Origin of the sequence: Streptomyces sp. M92 (assembly GCF_028473745.1) — a bacterium.
In the GTDB taxonomy this organism is placed as follows: Bacteria; Actinomycetota; Actinomycetes; order Streptomycetales; family Streptomycetaceae; genus Streptomyces.
Genome location: NZ_CP101137.1, coordinates 6,332,928 through 6,350,458, shown reverse-complemented (window position 1 = coordinate 6,350,458; position 17,531 = coordinate 6,332,928). Strand labels below are relative to the sequence as shown.

Here is a 17,531-nt window from a genome sequence, read left to right as displayed (position 1 = left end):
GCGGACGTCAGTCGGCGGGCAGCGTCGGCTGGACGGTGCGCAGGAACGTCGCGTTGTCCGGGGTCCGGCGCATCCGCTCCAGCAGCGTCTCCAGACCGGACTGCCCGTCCCGGGTCCGCAGGGCCCGCCGCAGCCCGGTCACGGCGGCCGACTCCGCGGGGGACAGCAGCAGTTCCTCGCGGCGGGTGCCGGAACCGGTCAGGTCCACGGCGGGGAAGACGCGCCGGGCGGCGAGCTCGCGGCTGAGCCGCAGCTCCATGTTGCCGGTGCTCTTGAGCTCCTCGAAGTAGAAGTCGTCGGCGCGCGAGCCGGTCTCCACCAGGGCGGTGGCGAGGATGGTGAGCGAGCCGCCCTCCTCGACCTGCCGGGCGGCGCCGAAGAACCGCTTGGGCCCGAGCAGCGCACCGGCGTCGACCCCGCCGCTGAGGGTGCGGCCGCCGGAGGAGGCGGCGTTGTTGTGCGCCCTGCACAGCCGGGTGAGGGAGTCCAGGAGGACGACGACGTCCTCGCCGGCCTCGACCAGCCGCTTGGCCCGCTCGATCACGAGGTCGGCGAGCGCGATGTGCTGCTTGGCGCCGCGGTCGAAGGTCGAGGCGTACACCTCGCCCCGCACGGCCCGGCGCATGTCGGTGACTTCCTCGGGGCGCTCGTCCAGGAGCACCACCATGAGGCGGGAGCCGGGATGGTTGCCGGCGACCGCGGCGGCGATCTGCTGGAGGAGGACGGTCTTGCCGGTCTTCGGCGGGGCCACGATCAGGCCGCGCTGCCCCTTGCCCACCGGGGCGAGCAGGTCGACGAGGCGCCCGGTCGCTCCGGCCGCCGGGTGTTCGAGCCGCAGCCGCGTGTGCGGGTGCAGCGGCGTCAGGTCGCCGAAGCGGCGCCGGCCGCCCTGCCGGTCGGGGGCGCGGCCGCCCACCCGGACGACGTCGGACAGGGCGCGGCGGTCGCCGCGCACGCCCTCGACCAAGTCGCCCTTGCGCAGGCCGTGACGGCGGATCAGCGCGGGGGAGACGGACAGGTCGGCCGGCTCGGGCTGCAGGCTCGGGCCTCGCAGATGTCCCTTGCCGCCCGCGTCGATGTCGAGGACACCGCTCACGGTCTCGGCCGGGGACTGACATGCAGGGGGGTGTTCGAGTGTGGTGGTCATGGTGGTCGGTCCTTTCGAGGACGCGGGCACGGAAGATGCGGAAGGAAGGGGTGAGAGGCCGCGCGAGGGGTCGGACGACACTCCTCCGGACGGCGGGAACAGCACCTCGGACACAGCGGTACGAGACGTCCGCTCACGAGGTTGTGCTGGGAAGCCGACGCGCCGGTCGACTGGACGGGCGGGTCGGCGAACCGAGGGAGAAACAGGCACCGGCGCCCGGGACCGGGCGTACACAAGTGCTTTACGCACCGTACCACGGAAGCCGTGGTACGGCGGAGAGGCGGGCGCCTTCTCCGGCTCCCGCCCTCCTCAACGCCGTGGACGCGCCGGATGTTCCGTCATCCGCGTGTGCCGCGTGGGGCTCAGGTTCCCGGACGCGCCTCCGCCTCCTGCGCCTCCCGGGCGATCCGCTCGAACTGCGCGCCCATCGCCGCCTGCAGCGCCCGCGCGCCCGACAGCGGTCGTACCATCACCGTCAACTCGTCGATCCGTCCGTCCTCGTCGAGGTGCAGGAGGTCGCAGCCGCCGATCTCGCGGTCGCCCACCCGTGCCGTGAAGACCAGTGCGTGGTCCCGGCCGTCCGCCTCGCCGATGACGCGTTCGTAGCGGAAGTCCTCGAAGACGCGGGTGACCGCACGCAGGATCGCCGCCGTGATCGCCTTTCCGCGGTAGGGCTTGAACACCACGGGACTGGTGAAGACCACGTCCTCGGCCAGCAGTGCTTCGACGGCGTCGAGGTCGTGGGCCTCGACCGCCGCACGGAATGCCCGCATCGCGACTCCTGAGGTCAGTGGGCACCTGACGGTGTACCCAACTTTTTGAATAGGTGCGGAGTAGGCTAGCTCCTGCTTGCTAGCGTGTCGACATGTCTCTCAAGTACGCCGTCCTGGCCGCCCTGCTGGAGGGCGAGGCCTCGGGCTACGAGCTGTCCAAGGTGTTCGACGTCTCGCTCGCCAACTTCTGGCCGGCCACGCCGCAGCAGCTCTACCGCGAGCTGGAGCGCCTCGCGGGCGACGGACTCATCGAGGCCAGGACGGTGCCGCAGGAGCGCCGGCCCACCAAGCGGCTCTTCTCGCTCACGGCGGCCGGCCGCGAGCAGTTGGGCGCCTTCGCCGCCGAGCCGACCCGGCGTCCCACCGCCGTCCGCGACGAGTTCCTGATCAAGATGCAGGCCATGGACGGCGTCGATCCGGAGCGGGTCCGCGCGCTGGTGGAGGAACGCAGGGCCTGGGCCCTGGGCAAACTCGCCCGCTACGAACGGGTCCGCGAGCGCCTCCTGGACGGCCGCACCGAGGAGGAGCACCTGCGGGAGTCCGAACGCGTCGGGCCCTACCTCACCCTGCTCGCCGGGATCACGTTCGAGCGGGAGAACGCCGGCTGGTGCGAGCGCGTCCTCGCGGTGCTCCGGGAGCGGCGCGCCCCGGCGGGCCCGACCGGGCAGGCCCGAGGGCCTGTCTGACAGTTCCCGTCTGCCCCGCGACGCCATGCACGCGCTCTCGCCGCGCCTGACGCCGCGCGGCCGCCCTTCGGGCGACGACGCGAAGCGTCGGACAGGCCCTAGGCTGACCTGATGTTCAGCCCCGAAGGCCCCACCCTGCGCGAACTCGCCGTCCAGGCGCTGTCGTCGGTCGAGCGCGGCTACGATCTGCTCGCGCCGAAGTTCGACCACACTCCCTACCGGACGCCGGACCGGGTGCTGGGCGCCGTGGCCTCGGCCCTGGAACCGGCGGGGCCGTTCGGTGCCGGGCTCGACCTGTGCTGCGGCACCGGCGCCGGCGTGGACGTGCTGTCCCGGGTGTGCCGGGAGCGCGTCACGGGCGTCGACTTCAGCGCGGGCATGCTCGCGGTCGCCCGGGAGCGCGTCGTGCCCGAGGGGCCCGCGGTCTCCTGGGTGCGCGCGGACGCCCGCGCCCTGCCCTTCGGCCCCGCCTTCGACCTCGTCGTCAGCTTCGGCGCCTTCGGGCACTTCCTGCCCCGCGAACTGCCGGGGCTGTTCGGCCAGGTGCGTTCCGTGCTCCGGCCGGGCGGCTGCTTCGCCTTCCCCGTCGTCGCCCCGCCCCGGCCCGGCTCCCGCGGATACTGGACGCTGCTCGGCTTCGACGCCGCGATGCGGGTGCGCAACGCGCTGTGGCGGCCGCCGTTCGTCATGTACTACCGGACGTTCCGGCTCGGGGACGTGGGCCGGGAACTGGCCCGCGCCGGGTTCCGCACGGAGCTGCGGGCCCTGCCCGAATTCGGGCTCCGGCCCGACGGCAGTCCGCGTGCCCGGCTGGTCGTGGCCAGGCGGCTGCCGTGAGGGCGGGCACGGACCGGGTCAGCCCGCCGCCGGAAGCGTGAACTCGTAGACCAGCGCGTCCTGTCGGGCGTCCACGAGGAGATCCGTGATCTCCAGGGGCCGCGCGAACTGGTCGTGCACCCGCCGGACGACCCGCACGGACTGGGTGTCCGCGAGCCGGGTGATCGTGTCCCGGTGGTGCAGGGTCAGGCCCGCCCCGCGCATCCAGTCGTACGCCCGCCGCAGCTGCGCCGAGTTGGACCCGTCGGCGCGTCCGCGGTACCGGGCCAGCTCCTCGACCTCGGCGAGGGCCACGGCGGAGAAAGAGGTCACGGCCGTCCGCCGGCCGCTCCCGTCCGCGGTCGCGGACGTGTACCGGTGCACCAGGGTCGGCCGGCCGGGCGCCAGCCCCAGCGCTTCGGCGTGCTCCCGCGACGGCGGCTCCCAGGACACGGTGGTCCGGTCGCCGGTGCACGGCTCGGCCGACCGCGCGCCGACCGGGAAGGCCAGCGACGCCGGGCTCTGCGGGGCCGGTCCCGGCAGGGCGACGTGACTGCCCCGCCGGTCGGTGGCGAGCAGCCCGTCCCGGCGCAGCACTTCGAGGGCCTGCCGTACGGTCTCCCGGCTCACGTCGAAGTGCTCGGCCAGCCGGCGTTCGCCGGGCAGCCGTCCGCCCGGCGGGAAGGTCCCGCCGTGCAGCTCGCCGAGGAGTCGTGCGGCCACCCGCCGGTACAGCGGCGGGGCGTCGGCGGGGGAGTGGTCGTACGGGGTGGCGGGGGCCATGCCGCGCCCTCCTGTCGTGACGTGCGGTAGCCGCGCGGGCTCGGTGCGCCACCAGAATTACCATTGGTCTAAACCAGCAGGGAAGAGCCGCCTGCCGGTTCGGCCGAAACCTCACCCGCGCGTCGACCGTCCGTCACCGCGCCACAAGGCGCCGTACAGGGCGCCCCGGCCCTCGTACCGGTCACAGGCCCCGGTCCCGGTCAGAGGCGGGAACGCAGCCACCGCAGCTTGGCGGCCTCCTGGAAGGGCCCGCCGCCCTCGTGGTCGTTGAAGTCGTACACCTCGATCGCCTTGTCGTCGTGCGCCCAGGCGTTGAACGCCGCGAAGACGGTCGACGGCGGGCAGGTCTGGTCCTCCAGGGCCGCGGAGAAGAGGGCGGGCGCCCGGCCGCGTGCCGCGAAGTGCACCCCGTCGAAGTAGGACAGGGTGCGCAGCGCGTCCTCGGTGCGGCCGCGGTGCGTCTTGAGGTACAGGCCGATCTCCCGGTACGGGTGCCGGTCGGTGAGCGTGGTCGCGCGCGGGAAGTCGCACAGGAACGGCACGTCCGGGGCGACAGCCGTCAGGTCCGGCACCAGCCCGCCGACGGCGATCGTGATGCCGCCGCCCTGGCTCCCGCCGAGGGCGACCGTGCGCGTCGCGTCGGTCAGCGGGTGCGAGCGGGCCGCCTCGACCGCTCGGACGGCATCGGTGAAGACGCGGCGGTAGTAGTAGTTCTCCGGGGCGTCCAGGCCGCGGGTCATGAAACCCGGGTACGCGGGGGTGCCGCCGACCGGGTCCGGGGTACCGCCACCGCCGCCCCACGCGCTGCCCTGGCCACGGGTGTCCATCACGAAGTGCGCCCGCCCGGTGGACGCCCACAGCAGGTGCTCGTGGGGCAGTCCGCGCCCGCCGCCGTACCCGACGAACTCCACGACCAGCGGCAGCGGTTCCTCGGCCGCCGCGGGCAGTGTCAGCCAGCCCTTCACCGGGTGACCGCCGAACCCGGCGAAGGTCACGTCGTGCACCCGCACCGTGGACAGTCCCGTGTCCACCGGCTCGAAGCGGACGGCCGGATCGTGCTCACGGGCCTCGGCGAGCGTCTTGGCCCAGAAGGCGTCGAAGTCCCCGGGCTCGGCCGACGCGCTGCGGTAGTCGCGGAGTTCGTCGAGCGGAAGGTCGAACAGGGCCATCGAGAACCGCCTTTGCTGGGGGCCAGTGCCGGACCGATCGGATGATCACACCGTATGTGAGCGATCCAAGGACCCGCCAGATCCTGATCGCGGCACCCCTCGCCGGCGTTCGGCCCGTCGAACCGCAGGTCAGCCGGGTGCGACCGGTCAGGCCCGCCGGTGCGTCCACTGCGGTTCGACCAGGGCCCACTCGCGCTCCCACTCCGCCAGCCGGCGCCGCATGGTCACCTTGCGTACGGCGCGGCGCGCCAGGAGCGCCGCGAGCGCCGCCCCGGCCGTCGTGCAGGCGCCGATGGTCACGCTGTGCTGGAGGACCGCGGAGTCGTGGATCGGCGCCGGTACGTTCCGGCCTCCGGAGTCCAGCCACACGTCGACCGCATCACCGTTGCGGGTACCGGCCGGGACCCGGGCGGTGCCGGTCCGCTCGGTGCCCTCCGGTGTGGTCCAGCGGACGGTCGCACGGTAGGAGTGCCGGCTGTCCGCCTGCACCGACGGGAGGGTGTCCGGGGTGCTGCCCTCCACCGTCGCCCGCACGCGTTGCCGCTCGGCCCGCTGCTCGGCCGCGACCGCTTGCGCGCCGGCGTGGCTCCACAGGGCGGCGGCCGCGCCCAGCGCCGGTGCCCCCAGGAACAGCAGGAGGGCGACGACCACCGTCGTCCACGCCTCGAAGACGTCCGACCGGCGTCGCAGCGGGTTGTGCCGCAGGCGCCGGCCACGCACCCGGGTTCGCATGTCGACCTCCGCGCCTCGTGTGCGAGTACCCGCAGGGGTCAGGTACCCCGTACGGCCGACCTCGCTCACTCTGTCTCCGTCCCGGACGCGGAGGAGCCCGAGCACGCGGCCGGCTCAGCCGAAGCGTTCGATCCGGATGCGGTCCACCGGCTGGCCGGCCGCCACCAGCAGGCGCGAGGCGTGCTCCGCGAAGGAGTTGGAACCGCACACGTACGCCTCCCAGCCCCCGGCGGGCGGCTCGGCCAGCAGCGGTGCCAGGTGGGCGGCCGTCATCCGGCCCACGGGCGTCCCGGCCGGCGCGCTCCGGGTGAAGACGGGGACCGTTTCCGGGCCCAGCTCACGGGCGTAGATCAGCTCCTCGGGGCCGCGCGCGGACACCAGCATCCGCAGCGGCACCGTCAGTCGCCGCGCCCGGTGGTGCCGGACCATCGACATCAGCGGCACGACCCCGGAGCCCGCCCCCAGCAGCAGGGCAGGCCGGTCGCCGGGCCAGGCGAAGAAGCCGCTCAGCGGGCCGCGCACCTCGACGCGGTCACCGGGCCGGGCCACCCGGTGGAACCAGCCGGACACCTCGCCGTCCTCGACGTGGTCGAGGGTCAGCTCGATGTGCCCGGAGTCGTCCGGCGCGGACGCCAGCGAGTAGTGCCGCTGGGCCGTGTACCCGTCCTCGGCGGTGAGCCGCAGCATCAGGTGCTGGCCGGGCAGGTGGCCCGCCCACCCGGGCACCGCGAGCCGGAAGGTGGACGCGCGGGGCGTCTCCCGGCGGATCTGCGCGAGGGTCGCCGTCTGCCACCTCGCGGCCACCTGGCCCGCCACCTCGATGCGTCCCGGCACGGCGAACCGCGTCGGGGGCGTGAAAGGCGCTGTCTCGTGCGTCGCCGTCTCAGTCACCGGAGTACCGCTGCTCCTCGAAGGGGTTGCCGCGCGCGTGGTAGCCGTTCCGCTCCCAGAAGCCGGGCTCGTCGTGGTCGAGGAGTTCCAGGCCGGCGATCCACTTGACGCTCTTCCAGAAGTACAGGTGCGGCACCACCAGCCGCGCCGGGCCGCCGTGCTCGGGGGCGAGCGGCCGCCCGTCGTACTCCCAGACGATCCAGGCGCGCCCGCCCGTCAGGTCCGCGAGCGGCAGGTTCGCCGTGTATCCGGTGTGCGCGTACGCGACGGCGTGCGTGGCGGACGGCAAGGGGGCCGCCGCCTCCAGGAAGGTGTCCAGGGACACGCCCGCGAACCGCACCCCGAACTTCGACCAGCCCGTCACACAGTGGATGTCGCCCGCGTACGCCGACGCCGGCAGGCGGTGGGCGTCCGCCCAGTCCCAGGTGCGCTCCTCGGCGACCAGGCCGCCGACGCGGAACGTCCAGTCGGCGGCCGCCAGCTCGGGCGTGACCTCGGCGGACAGCACGGGCCAGTCGTCGCCGGCGTCGTACTGGCCGGGCGGCAGGCCGGGCCGGGCCCCGCGCGGGCGCCCGGTGAAGCCTCGGGTGGTGTTCATGCGGTGCGGCCTTTCGGACCGGCGCGACGGGATGCCGCGGCCGGTGTGCTCAGTGCGTACCGGTCAACCGTACGTGCCCGGGGGCGCGACTCCGGTCCCGGTCCCCGCCGGCCGGAGCGGCCGGCCACGCGTTGTACCGCTCCAGGTACGCGGAGAAGCGGGCCAGGTCCTCCTCGGACCAGTCCGCGAGCCGCTCCCGGACGGCGGCCCGGCGGCTCTCGGTGACCTGGGCCAGGATGCGCCGCCCGGCGTCCGTGAGGTGCAGGACCTGGACGCGGTGGTCGTCCGGGGCGACACGGCGCTCGACGAGCCCGGCGCGCTCCAGGGCGGACACCTGGCGGCTCACGGTGGACTTGTCCAGGGCGTAGTGGGCGGCCAGGTCGGTGGCCCGGCAGCCGTCCCGCTCCTCCAGGTGCCCGAGCAGGGTGTACGACACCAGGGACAGCTCCGGGTGCATGCGCCCCGCCGACGCGCGGGCGCGGCGGGCGAAGGCCGTCATCTCCCGCTGGATCGTCTCCACGGCCGCGTCCGCGGTGCGGTCGCCGGGGGTGACAGTCGTCTCGTCGTGCGGCTCGGCGGTCGTCACGGGTCTCCCTCCTCCATTGCTAGTTGTATAGTACAACTGGAAAGAGAGTTGTATAAGCCAACTAGTTGGTGGCCGTCCGGCCGCCCATTGGAGGATGTGCGCGATGAAGTCGCACGCCCTGCGCCACGTGTTGACGCACCTGATCACCCCGCTGCTGATGTGCGTCGGCATGGGACTCGCCTACATGGGGGCTTTCGTCACCCCCGAGCCGAACCACCTCCCGGTCGCCGTCGTCGGTTCCGGGCCCGAGGCGAAGGTCCTCGCCCAGTCGGTGAAGGACGAGGCGGGCGACGCGCTGGAGGTGCGGACCGTCGCGAGCCGCGCCGACGCCGTCGACCTGCTGAAGGCCCGCGACGTCACCGGCGCCTACGTGCCCGGCGCCCAGGCGCCCGAGGTCCTGGTGGCCACCGCCGCCTCCGACATGGGCGCCATGGCCGCCGAGAAGGTCTTCACCCCGCTCGCCGAGGAGCAGGGCCTCCCGCTGAAGGTGACCGACGTGGCCACCCCGGTCGACGACGACCCCACCGGACAGGGCCTGTTCTTCCTGCTGATCGCGGTCAGCATCGGTTCCTACGCCTCCGTCGCCGCCCTCGGCGCCGCCGGAGCCGCCCTGTCCGTGCGGATGCGGGCCCTGCTCACGCTCGGTGTCTCCGTCGTCGTCAGCGGCATCGGCGCCCTGCTCGCCGGGCCGGTGTTCCACCTCGCCCACCACGACCTCGCCGGTGTGTGGGGCATGGCGTGGCTGTACGCCGCGGGCATCCTGTTCATCGGCGTCGGCCTGCACACCTTCCTCAAGCGGTGGACCACGCTCGCCATGATGGTGCTGTTCGTGATGCTCAACTTCACCAGCTCCGGCGGTCTGTTCCGCCCCGAGCTGCAGAACGGCTTCTTCGGCACCCTGCACGCCTTCTGGAACGGCGCCGGGTTCGTCGAGGGCGCCCGCAGCCTGCTGTACTTCGACGGCGACGGGCTGGGCCGCAGCGTGTGGACGCTGGCCGCGTGGCTGCTGCTCGGGTTGCTGGTGACGGCGGTCGCCGCCCTCCGAGAGCGCGCCGGCGCCGGGCCGGCGCCGGTCACCGCCGGCAAGCACGCGAGGCCGGACGGCCGGGAGGCCGGGTCCAGGGCAGAGGCGGAAGCGGACGAGGAGGCCGAGGAGTCCGTCGGCGTCTGATCTTTGGGGTAGTGTGATCGGCGGCCGGAGACAGTCCCGGCCGCCGGACATCCAGGAGGTGAGACCCATTACCGCTGTGTCGGCCCTGGTGCTCTCACTCGACGTCAGTGCGGTCCCCGTCAGCGGGTGACCCTGAGAGCGCCTCTCGGTTCTCGAAAGGCTCTCGGCTTCCATGCCTCAGCTGTTCTCCACGCCCCCCTTCCCTTCCCCCTTCTCGGCCGCCTTCCCGTCGTACGACTCCGTCGTGGCCGCGCTGCGCGCCGCGGGCTGCGTCTTCGCCGAGGACGAGGCGGAACTGATCCTGGCCGCCGCCCGCACCGCCGGGGAGCTCACCGCCCTGGTGGGCCGCCGCGCCGACGGACTGCCCCTGGAACTGGTCCTCGGCTGGGCCGGGTTCCGCGGTCTGCGCGTCGCCGTCACCCCTGGGGTCTTCGTCCCCCGCCGCCGTACCGAGTTCCTGGTGACCGAGGCCCTCGCCCACGCGCCGGACGCGGCCGTCGTCGTGGACCTGTGCTGCGGCTCCGGCGCCGTCGCCGCCGCCCTGGCCGCCGAGCTCGACCGGCCCGAGGTGCACGCCGCCGACGTCGACCCGGCCGCCGTCGCCTGCGCCCGCGGCAACCTCGCCCGCTGCGGCGGCCGGGTGTACGCCGGGGACCTGTTCGACGCGCTGCCCGACGCGGTGCGCGGCCGGGTGGACATCCTCGCGGCCAACGTGCCCTACGTCCCCACCGGCGAGGTCCCCCTGCTGCCCGCGGAGGCGCGGGAGCACGAGCCGCTGGTCGCCCTCGACGGCGGCGCCGACGGCCTGGGGGTGTTGCGCAGGGTCGCCGCCGGGGCACCGGACTGGCTCGCGCCCGGCGGCTGCCTGCTGGTCGAGACGAGCGAACGCCAGGCACCGGCGGCCGTCGACGCCTTCACCCGGGCGGGGCTCGCGACCCGTCTCGCGGTCTGCGAGGAGCTGTACGCCCATGTGGTGATCGGCGTCAGGGAGCCTGGCCCGGGCCAGGGCTGTCCGGCGGATCGGACCGCGGACGCGGGGCCCGGCACGCCCTCCACCACTGCCTGAAGGGCGTGGGCGGTGCCCCCGGCGGCGTTGTCGTCGGTTGCCGGCTCCCGCCCCCGCTCGGCCTCGCTCGCGCCGGACCCATCGCCCCGCTCACCCCCGCCCATCAGGCGCCGTCGGCTCCCCGCGCCCCGATCCGCCGGGCAGGCCCGGGCGCGTCCGGCGGCGTGGCCCGGGCGATGAGCAGGGCCACGTCGTCGGCGTTGTCCGGCTCGTGCAGGGTGCGCAGGAGCAGGTCGCACACCTCGTCCAGCGGGCGGTCCGGGCCCTCCAGCAGCGCGAGGAGCGCGTCCAGCCGCTCGTCCAGCGGATGCCTGCGGGTCTCGACGAGACCGTCGGTGTAGAACACCAGCCGGTCGCCCGGCTCCAGGTCCACGGTGGTGGTCGAGAACGGGACGCCGCCCACCCCCAGGGGCACCCCGGTGGGCAGGTCGAGCAGCTCCGGCGGGCGGCCCGCCCGCAGCCGGACGGGGGGCAGGTGGCCCGCGTTGGCGATCCGGCACTGCCGCAGGTGCGGGTCGTGGACGGCGTAGACGCAGGTGGCGATGGCCTGGTCGAGGCCGGCCGTGGTCCGGTCGAGGTGTTCGAGCAGGAACGCCGGATCGAGGTCGAGGGCGGCCAGGGTGTTGGTCGCGGTGCGCAGCCGACCCATGGACGCCGCCGCCGTGATGCCGCTGCCCATCACGTCGCCCACCACGAGCGCCGTCTTGCAGCCGTCCAGTTCGATCACGTCGAACCAGTCGCCGCCGACCTCGCTGGTGGCCTCGGCCGGCTGGTAGCGGGAGGCGACCTCCAGCCCGCCCGTGACGGGCGGATGGCTGGGCAGCAGACTGCGCTGGAGGGTGAGGGCGGCGTCGCGGGCGTTCTGGTACCAGCGGGCGTTGTCGATCTGGAGCGCCGCCCGGACGGCCAGCTCCCGGGCGAGCAGCAGATCGTCCTCGCCGAACGGCAGCGGGTTGCGCATCCGTTTCAGGTCCAGGGCGCCGAGCACCTCGCCCCGAGCGATCAGCGGCACGGCCAGGTAGGAGTGCACGCCCGCCCGGCGCAGCAGTTCGGCCGCCTCGGGGGAGCGGGCGATCCGCGGCAGGTCCTCCTCGGTCACCCGTTCCACCATCACCGGCAGCCCCGTGCGCACGCACTCGGTGACCAGGCGGTCCGGCCCGTACCGGGCGACCTGACCGGGCCGGTCGGCCGCCCGCAGCGCCTCGGGGGCGTCCTGGGCCTGCACGGCCAGGGCGCGGATCACGGCCGGCTCGGCCGGGCCGAGGGTGCTGCGCCGGCCCTTCACCACCGTCTCCAGCAGATCCACGGCCGCGATGTCCGCTAGGCCGGGCACGGCCACGTCGGCCAGTTCGTGCGCGGTACGGTCCAGCTCCAGCGTGGTCCCGATCCGGGCCGAGGCGTCCGCCACGGCGGCCAGCCGGCGCCGTGCGGCCTCCGCCTCGACGCCCGCCTCGTACTGCTCGGTGACGTCCGCCACCGACACGGCCACCCCGAGCACGGCACCGACGGCGTCCTCCAGCCGGTACAGGGAGACCGACCAGGTGTGGTCCCGGCCCGGGTCGGCGGGGGTCCGCCCGGTCGCGGCCCGGTCGACCACCGGCCGTCCCGTCTCCAGCACCAGGCGCGCCGCCTCCTCCAGCGGAGCGGCGTCCACCAGCGGCAGCACCTCGCGGACCGTCCGGCCGATGTGCTCCTCGGCCGGCAGGCCGTTCATCCGCTCCAGGGACGGGTTGACCGAGACGTACCGCAGCTCCGGGTCCAGGACGGCGAGCCCGATCGGGGACTGCCGGATCACCCGTGTGGACAGTGCCACGTCCTGCTCCAGCCGGCGCACCGTCGACCGGTCGACCGCGAGCCCCAGGGCGTAGACGTCCCCCCGGTCGTCCAGCAGGCGCATGTTGCGGAACTCCACCAGCCGCGTCCCGCCGTCCTTGCGGCGGATCGGGAACGCCCCGGCCCAGCTCCGGCCGGTCTTCATGACGTCCGCGAACAGCTTCACGACCAGGTCCAGGTGGCGCTCGTGGACCATGATGCGGGCGGCGTACTGCCCCAGCGCCTCCGGCGCCGAGTAGCCGAACAGCTCCTCGGCCTGCGGGCTCCACAGCACGATCCGGCCCTCGGTGTCCAGCACCACCGAGGCCACGTTCAGCACGTCGAGCAGACCGCTGGGCCGCACCGCCCCGCGCGGCACGGCGTCCCCGTCGAACCCGGCAGACCCGGCTGCACTCATCCCACGCCCCGCCTTCGCCGTTCCGCGCGGCACGCCCTGTCGATGCCGACTCCCTTGTTCTACCGCGTTCCACCGTGCACAGGGCCGATTCGCCGAGGCCGCTGCCGTCTCCTTCCAGCATCACCCGGCGCCGGGGCGAGCGCCGCCGCACGGGGTGCGGGCGGGGCGGCTCCGGGCCGAGGCCGGGGCCGGAGTTGGTCTGTACATGACTGCGCCGTGCGGACAGACTGTCCGCCGAGTGCGTACCGCCAGCCCCCCACCAAGGAGCGCCCGCCCATGCCCCTGCGCGCCCGGCAACGTTGTCTCACCGCCCTCGGCGGACTCGCCGCCCTCACCCTCGCCCTCGCCGGTCACTCCGCCCAGGCGGCCCCGGCCGCCGGCACCTGGACCGAGGTGGGCTCCGACCGCGCCGACCCGCTGACCGAGAGCCAGGGGCTGACCTCCGTCGAGGTCCCGGCCGGCAGCCCGAACCGCTACACCGGCATCGGCACCATCCCCCTCGGCCTCGGCGCCCGCGGCTGGAACCACGTCGGCGACCCCGACGCCTCCTACGACGGTCACTACGTCGAGCCGTACCAGCGGGACGACGGGAACACGAAGATGTTCCGCGTGCAGGCACCCGACGGCCGGTGGTCGGAGTACGTGCACACGCTGAGCCCCGGCGAGGCGCGGAACAACTCCTGGTCCGCGATCTCGCCCGACGGCCAGTGGATGCTGTCCGGCGAGTGGGGCACCATGAACCGGCTCCTCGTCTTCCCGACACCCGGCGTCAACCCGGCCACCTCACCCTCGGCGAACCTGCCGCAGGCGGCCACCGTCCACCTGGACCACGCCGTGCGCGACGTCCAGGGCTGCGACTTCCTCGACGCGACGACGCTGCTCTGCGCCTCCGACGACCCCGCGGGGACCCTCTTCGGCGTCACCAAGCCCCTGCTGCGCATCGACCTGTCCGCCGCCCCGGACGGCGCCGCGGACGTCACCGGCCACGTCACCGCCCTGCGGCAGCTGCCGTTGCGCAGCGCCTGCTCGGGCTCCTTCGAGGTGGAGGGCGTCGACTACGACCGCCGCACCGGCACCCTGCGCGTGATCGTCGTGTCGCCGGGCTTCTGCGTGCTGACCGACAGCAAGACCTACCGCTTCACCCGGAGCTGACCCGCGCCGGTAGTGCTCGGCCCCGGGTGGTGCTTTTCTGGGGATATGTGCCGCGAGTACGGGCCACGAGAGGAGCGATGACGATGGACGGTGAGCGACTGCACCCGGAGTCCGTCTCGGTGGAGCTGAGCGGGTGCAGCAAGGAGGACGCCCGGACCGTGTTCGACGCGCTGTGCGCGTGCTACGCGTCCGACCGGCGCTCGGGCGAGGTGCCCCGGGACTACCACGAGGTGCGCCCCACCGTGTGGCTCGGCACGTTCGACGTGGCCGATGCCCACGGCGAGTGCGACCCCGCCCGGCTCGCGGCGTCCGTGGACGCCGACGTGCAGGGCGGCTACTGGGCGATCGAGCGTTTTCGCACCACCCTGGACTCCCTGTTCACCGTGCACGACCTGAGCACGGCCTCCGGGGACCAGGAGCGGGAGCTGCACGTGAGGCTGGAGAGTCACTGACACGGGCCCGTCGGCGCGGCGGTCCTCTACAACAGAGGCACCACACCGCGCACGGAGGGCCCGATGAGCCGATACCCCCACCTGCTGAGCCCGCTGGACCTGGGCTTCACCACGCTGCCGAACCGGGTCCTGATGGGTTCCATGCACGTCGGCCTGGAGGAGGCCGAGCGCGGCTTCGAGCGCATGGCCGCCTTCTACGCGGCCCGGGCCCGCGGCGGAGTCGGTCTCATCGTCACCGGCGGCATCGCCCCCAACGACGAGGGCCGCCCGTATCCCGGCGGCGCCAAGCTCACCACCGAGGCCGAGGCCGAGCGGCACCGGACCGTCACGGAGGCCGTGCACCGCGAGGGCGGCCGCATCGCCCTGCAGATCCTGCACTTCGGGCGGTACGCCTACCACCCCGACCTCGTCGCCCCGAGCCCGCTCCAGGCGCCGATCAGCCCGCACGTGCCCCGCGAGATGACCGACGCCGACATCGAGCGCACCGTCGACGACTACGTCCGCACCGCCCGCCTCGCCCGCGAGGCCGGGTACGACGGCGTCGAGATCATGGGCTCCGAGGGATACCTCGTCAACGAGTTCATCGCCGCGCGCACCAACCACCGCACCGACCGCTGGGGCGGCTCGTACGAGAACCGCATGCGCTTCCCCGTCGAGATCGTCCGCCGGGTGCGCGAGGCGGTCGGCGAGGACTTCGTCCTGATCTACCGGCTGTCCATGCTGGACCTGGTCCCCGGCGGCTCCACCCTCGACGAGGTGATCACCCTCGCCAGGGCCGTCGAGGCCGCCGGTGCCACCATCATCAACACCGGCATCGGCTGGCACGAGGCCCGCATCCCCACCATCGCCACCTCCGTGCCGCGCGGCGCCTACACCTGGGTCACCAAGCGGCTCATGGGCGAGGTCTCGGTGCCGCTGGTCACCACCAACCGCATCAACACCCCCGAGGTGGCCGAACAGCTGCTCGCCGAGGGCACCGCCGACATGGTGTCGATGGCCCGTCCGATGCTCGCCGACCCCGACTTCGTCGCCAAGGCCGCGGCCGGCCGCCCCGACGCGATCAACACCTGCATCGGCTGCAACCAGGCCTGCCTGGACCACACCTTCAGCGGCCAGATCACCTCCTGCCTGGTCAACCCGCGCGCCTGCCACGAGACCGAACTGGTCCTCGCTCCGACCCGGCGGCGCAAGCGCGTCGCGGTCGTCGGCGCCGGACCGGCGGGCCTCGCCTGTGCGGTGAGCGCGGCCGAGCGCGGCCACGAAGTCACCCTGTACGACGCCGCGAGCGAGATCGGCGGCCAGCTCAACGTCGCCCGCAAGGTCCCCGGCAAGCAGGAGTTCGACGAGACGCTGCGCTACTTCCGTACGCAGCTGGCGGCGCACGGCGTCGACGTGCGCCTGAACACCCGGGTCGGCGTGGACGACCTCGACGGCCACGACGAGATCGTCGTCGCCACCGGAGTCACCCCCCGCACCCCCGACATCCCCGGCATCGGCCACCCGAGCGTCGTCGGCTACCTCGACGTCCTGCGCGACGGCGCCCCCGTCGGCGACCGGGTCGCGATCCTCGGCGCGGGTGGCATCGGGTTCGACGTCGCCGAGTACCTCACCGACGGCGGCGACAAGGCGCACGAGGACCCTCAGGCGTACTTCCGCCTCTGGGGCGTCGACACGGACTACCGGACCGCCGGCGGCCTCGCCGCGCCCGAACGCCCCGCGCCGCCGCGCACCGTCCACCTGCTCCAGCGCAAGACCACCAAGGTCGGCGCCGGGCTCGGCAAGACCACCGGCTGGATCCACCGCACCGAGCTCAAGCACCGCGGCGTCACCATGGTCCCGGGCGTGCGCTACGACCGGATCGACGACGCCGGACTGCACGTCACCGTCGACGGCGAGTCCACCGTGCTGGAGGTCGACACGGTGGTCCTGTGCACGGGCCAGGAGCCGAGTCGCGGCCTGTACGAGGAGCTGGTCGCCGCCGGCCGCAGCGTCCACCTCGTCGGCGGCGCCGACGTGGCCGCCGAACTGGACGCCAAGCGCGCCATCAAGCAGGGCACCGAGATCGCGGCGGCACTGTAGGCGGTGAGAGGGCCGTCCCTAGGATGAGGCCATGTCACTCCCGCACGCGATCCTCACCGCCCTGGTCGAAAAGCCGTCGTCGGGGCTGGAGCTGACCCGCCGGTTCGACCGGTCGATCGGATACTTCTGGTCGGCCACGCACCAGCAGATCTACCGCGAGCTGGGAAAACTGGAGGCCGACGGCCTGATCCGGGCCGTGCCGGGGCAGCAGCCGGCCCGCGGGCAGAAGAAGTCCTACGAGGTGCTGCCGGCGGGCCGGGAGGAACTGGCCCGCTGGACCGCGACCCCGCAGGACCCCAAGCCCCTGCGGGACGCCATGCTGTTGCGGCTGCGGGCGGCGGCCGTGGTCGGAACCACCGGCATCGAGACGGACCTGCGCCGCCATCTGGAGCTGCACGAGCGGCAGTTGGCCGAGTACGAGGAGATCGAGAGGCGGGACTTCCCTCCGGAGCGGGACAGCACCGAGGACCGGCTGCGACACCTGGTCCTCCGCGCGGGCATCGACCTGGAGACCTTCTGGACCCAGTGGCTCAGGCACGCGCTGGCGGAGGTCGGCGAACTGCCGGGCGAGGGCGAGCGGGCCTGAGCGCCGCACGGGCTCTCAACCGCACGGGCTCTCAACCCCACGGGCTCTCAACCGTCCGGGCTCAGAACCGGTACGGCTTCGAGCGCCGGCGCAGGAACCAGGCCGCCGCGATGACCCCGGTGCCGACGAGCGCGCCGCCCGCCACCAGGGTGGCCGTGCCGTAGTCCTGGACGGCCCCGCCGAGACCGCCCAGCACGCCGCGTGACGCGGAGGCGGTGGGCGAGGGCGACGGCGAGGCGGAGCGGGTGGGCGAGGGCGCCGGCGACACGATGACGGTCTGGGCGCCGGCGGTGCTGTTGTTGGAGCACATGACGACGACGGTGTAGGTCCCCGGGCTGATCCCCGACCAGCTGGCGCCCTGCCCGGTGCTGTTCCCGGTCAGCGCCACCTGGCGTCCCTGGGCGAAGTCCCCCTGACTGCCGGTGATGAGCGAGGCGGTGCCCCAGCTGCCGTTGAGCTGGGCGCAGGCGGTGGTGGTGACCGACACCGTGGTCCCGGTGGTGCTCACCGAGATCCCCGGGCCCGCGGCGGCGGGCCCGGCGGTCAGGGCGACGGGCAGCGCGGCGGCTGCCACGGTCAGGCCGGAGCGGAGGAGTGGCGAAGAGATGCGCATG

The 17,531-nt window shown here is 73.9% G+C and carries 18 protein-coding genes; 8 read left to right on the top strand and 10 right to left on the bottom strand.

Annotated features, from left to right (window positions below; genetic code table 11):
* Positions 1–7: 7 nt before the first annotated feature.
* Together rho and M6G08_RS29070 are read right to left on the bottom strand one after the other, a co-directional pair.
* The gene (gene rho, locus M6G08_RS29075; protein WP_272590086.1) at positions 8–1,147 is read right to left on the bottom strand and encodes a transcription termination factor Rho; all 1,140 of its coding nucleotides are present in this window, start codon (positions 1,145–1,147) and stop codon (positions 8–10) included.
* A gap of 362 nt (positions 1,148–1,509) precedes the next feature.
* Positions 1,510–1,920, bottom strand: a complete 411-nt coding sequence (locus M6G08_RS29070; RefSeq protein WP_272590085.1) for a nuclear transport factor 2 family protein — start codon at positions 1,918–1,920, stop codon at positions 1,510–1,512.
* Between the two features lie 92 nt (positions 1,921–2,012).
* Here M6G08_RS29070 and M6G08_RS29065 point away from each other — a divergent pair, with 92 nt between their 5' ends.
* A complete protein-coding gene (locus M6G08_RS29065; protein ID WP_272590084.1) occupies positions 2,013–2,606 on the top strand; it encodes a PadR family transcriptional regulator in 594 nt (197 codons plus the stop codon).
* A 111-nt stretch (positions 2,607–2,717) separates the two neighbouring features.
* Complete coding sequence (locus tag M6G08_RS29060) at positions 2,718–3,443, top strand: class I SAM-dependent methyltransferase (RefSeq protein ID WP_272590083.1); 726 nt, start codon at positions 2,718–2,720, stop codon at positions 3,441–3,443.
* Positions 3,444–3,461: 18 nt separating this feature from the next.
* On the opposite strand, the gene M6G08_RS29055 is transcribed toward M6G08_RS29060, so the two are convergent.
* The 6 genes from M6G08_RS29055 to M6G08_RS29030 form a co-directional block, all read right to left on the bottom strand.
* Positions 3,462–4,205 carry a GntR family transcriptional regulator gene (locus M6G08_RS29055; RefSeq protein WP_272590082.1) on the bottom strand — a complete coding sequence of 248 codons (744 nt, stop codon included), beginning with the start codon at positions 4,203–4,205 and terminating at the stop codon, positions 3,462–3,464.
* A gap of 200 nt (positions 4,206–4,405) precedes the next feature.
* Positions 4,406–5,374 (bottom strand): acetylxylan esterase, encoded by a 969-nt coding sequence (locus M6G08_RS29050; protein WP_272590081.1) that lies wholly within the window; start codon positions 5,372–5,374, stop codon positions 4,406–4,408.
* A gap of 147 nt (positions 5,375–5,521) precedes the next feature.
* Complete coding sequence (locus M6G08_RS29045) at positions 5,522–6,106, bottom strand: Rv1733c family protein (RefSeq protein ID WP_272590080.1); 585 nt, start codon at positions 6,104–6,106, stop codon at positions 5,522–5,524.
* A gap of 114 nt (positions 6,107–6,220) precedes the next feature.
* Positions 6,221–6,997: a ferredoxin reductase gene (locus M6G08_RS29040; RefSeq protein WP_272590079.1), complete on the bottom strand. Its 777-nt coding sequence runs from the start codon at positions 6,995–6,997 to the stop codon at positions 6,221–6,223.
* Entirely contained in the window at positions 6,990–7,595 is a 606-nt protein-coding gene (locus M6G08_RS29035; protein ID WP_272590078.1) for a sulfite oxidase-like oxidoreductase, read from the bottom strand. Before M6G08_RS29035 ends, M6G08_RS29040 begins: the two co-directional genes overlap by 8 nt.
* 49 nt (positions 7,596–7,644) lie before the next feature.
* A complete protein-coding gene (locus M6G08_RS29030; protein ID WP_383141762.1) occupies positions 7,645–8,181 on the bottom strand; it encodes a MarR family winged helix-turn-helix transcriptional regulator in 537 nt (178 codons plus the stop codon).
* A 103-nt stretch (positions 8,182–8,284) separates the two neighbouring features.
* Between M6G08_RS29030 and M6G08_RS29025 the strand changes: the two genes are divergently transcribed.
* Entirely contained in the window at positions 8,285–9,352 is a 1,068-nt protein-coding gene (locus M6G08_RS29025) for an ABC-2 transporter permease (protein WP_272590077.1), read from the top strand.
* A gap of 172 nt (positions 9,353–9,524) precedes the next feature.
* Entirely contained in the window at positions 9,525–10,418 is an 894-nt protein-coding gene (locus M6G08_RS29020) for a putative protein N(5)-glutamine methyltransferase (protein WP_272590076.1), read from the top strand.
* 103 nt (positions 10,419–10,521) lie between these two features.
* On the opposite strand, the gene M6G08_RS29015 is transcribed toward M6G08_RS29020, so the two are convergent.
* Positions 10,522–12,648: a SpoIIE family protein phosphatase gene (locus tag M6G08_RS29015; protein ID WP_272590075.1), complete on the bottom strand. Its 2,127-nt coding sequence runs from the start codon at positions 12,646–12,648 to the stop codon at positions 10,522–10,524.
* Positions 12,649–12,924: 276 nt separating this feature from the next.
* Between M6G08_RS29015 and M6G08_RS29010 the strand changes: the two genes are divergently transcribed.
* The 4 genes from M6G08_RS29010 (at position 12,925) to M6G08_RS28995 (ending at position 16,917) form a co-directional block, all read left to right on the top strand.
* Entirely contained in the window at positions 12,925–13,800 is an 876-nt protein-coding gene (locus tag M6G08_RS29010) for a hypothetical protein (protein ID WP_272590074.1), read from the top strand.
* An 83-nt stretch (positions 13,801–13,883) separates the two neighbouring features.
* Positions 13,884–14,252: a hypothetical protein gene (locus M6G08_RS29005; RefSeq protein WP_272590073.1), complete on the top strand. Its 369-nt coding sequence runs from the start codon at positions 13,884–13,886 to the stop codon at positions 14,250–14,252.
* Positions 14,253–14,315: 63 nt separating this feature from the next.
* Complete coding sequence (locus M6G08_RS29000; protein WP_272590072.1) at positions 14,316–16,331, top strand: NADPH-dependent 2,4-dienoyl-CoA reductase; 2,016 nt, start codon at positions 14,316–14,318, stop codon at positions 16,329–16,331.
* Between the two features lie 31 nt (positions 16,332–16,362).
* Positions 16,363–16,917 carry a PadR family transcriptional regulator gene (locus tag M6G08_RS28995; protein ID WP_272590071.1) on the top strand — a complete coding sequence of 185 codons (555 nt, stop codon included), beginning with the start codon at positions 16,363–16,365 and terminating at the stop codon, positions 16,915–16,917.
* Positions 16,918–16,978: 61 nt separating this feature from the next.
* Here the strand turns inward: M6G08_RS28995 and M6G08_RS28990 are convergent, their stop codons facing one another.
* Positions 16,979–17,530, bottom strand: coding sequence for a hypothetical protein (locus M6G08_RS28990; protein ID WP_272590070.1), 552 nt, complete (start codon positions 17,528–17,530; stop codon positions 16,979–16,981).
* Position 17,531 lies beyond the last annotated feature (1 nt).

Excerpts from the sequence above, each read along its gene's own strand:
- rho (WP_272590086.1), bottom strand. The coding sequence starts at position 1,147 with ATGACCACCACACTCGAACACCCCCCTGCATGTCAGTCCCCGGCCGAG.
- M6G08_RS29070 (WP_272590085.1), bottom strand. The coding sequence starts at position 1,920 with ATGCGGGCATTCCGTGCGGCGGTCGAGGCCCACGACCTCGACGCCGTC.
- M6G08_RS29065 (WP_272590084.1), top strand. The coding sequence starts at position 2,013 with ATGTCTCTCAAGTACGCCGTCCTGGCCGCCCTGCTGGAGGGCGAGGCC.
- M6G08_RS29060 (WP_272590083.1), top strand. The coding sequence starts at position 2,718 with ATGTTCAGCCCCGAAGGCCCCACCCTGCGCGAACTCGCCGTCCAGGCG.
- M6G08_RS29055 (WP_272590082.1), bottom strand. The coding sequence starts at position 4,205 with ATGGCCCCCGCCACCCCGTACGACCACTCCCCCGCCGACGCCCCGCCG.
- M6G08_RS29050 (WP_272590081.1), bottom strand. The coding sequence starts at position 5,374 with ATGGCCCTGTTCGACCTTCCGCTCGACGAACTCCGCGACTACCGCAGC.
- M6G08_RS29045 (WP_272590080.1), bottom strand. The coding sequence starts at position 6,106 with ATGCGAACCCGGGTGCGTGGCCGGCGCCTGCGGCACAACCCGCTGCGA.
- M6G08_RS29035 (WP_272590078.1), bottom strand. The coding sequence starts at position 7,595 with ATGAACACCACCCGAGGCTTCACCGGGCGCCCGCGCGGGGCCCGGCCC.
- M6G08_RS29025 (WP_272590077.1), top strand. The coding sequence starts at position 8,285 with ATGAAGTCGCACGCCCTGCGCCACGTGTTGACGCACCTGATCACCCCG.
- M6G08_RS29020 (WP_272590076.1), top strand. The coding sequence starts at position 9,525 with ATGCCTCAGCTGTTCTCCACGCCCCCCTTCCCTTCCCCCTTCTCGGCC.
- M6G08_RS29015 (WP_272590075.1), bottom strand. The coding sequence starts at position 12,648 with ATGAGTGCAGCCGGGTCTGCCGGGTTCGACGGGGACGCCGTGCCGCGC.
- M6G08_RS29010 (WP_272590074.1), top strand. The coding sequence starts at position 12,925 with ATGCCCCTGCGCGCCCGGCAACGTTGTCTCACCGCCCTCGGCGGACTC.
- M6G08_RS29005 (WP_272590073.1), top strand. The coding sequence starts at position 13,884 with ATGGACGGTGAGCGACTGCACCCGGAGTCCGTCTCGGTGGAGCTGAGC.
- M6G08_RS29000 (WP_272590072.1), top strand. The coding sequence starts at position 14,316 with ATGAGCCGATACCCCCACCTGCTGAGCCCGCTGGACCTGGGCTTCACC.
- M6G08_RS28995 (WP_272590071.1), top strand. The coding sequence starts at position 16,363 with ATGTCACTCCCGCACGCGATCCTCACCGCCCTGGTCGAAAAGCCGTCG.
- M6G08_RS28990 (WP_272590070.1), bottom strand. The coding sequence starts at position 17,530 with ATGCGCATCTCTTCGCCACTCCTCCGCTCCGGCCTGACCGTGGCAGCC.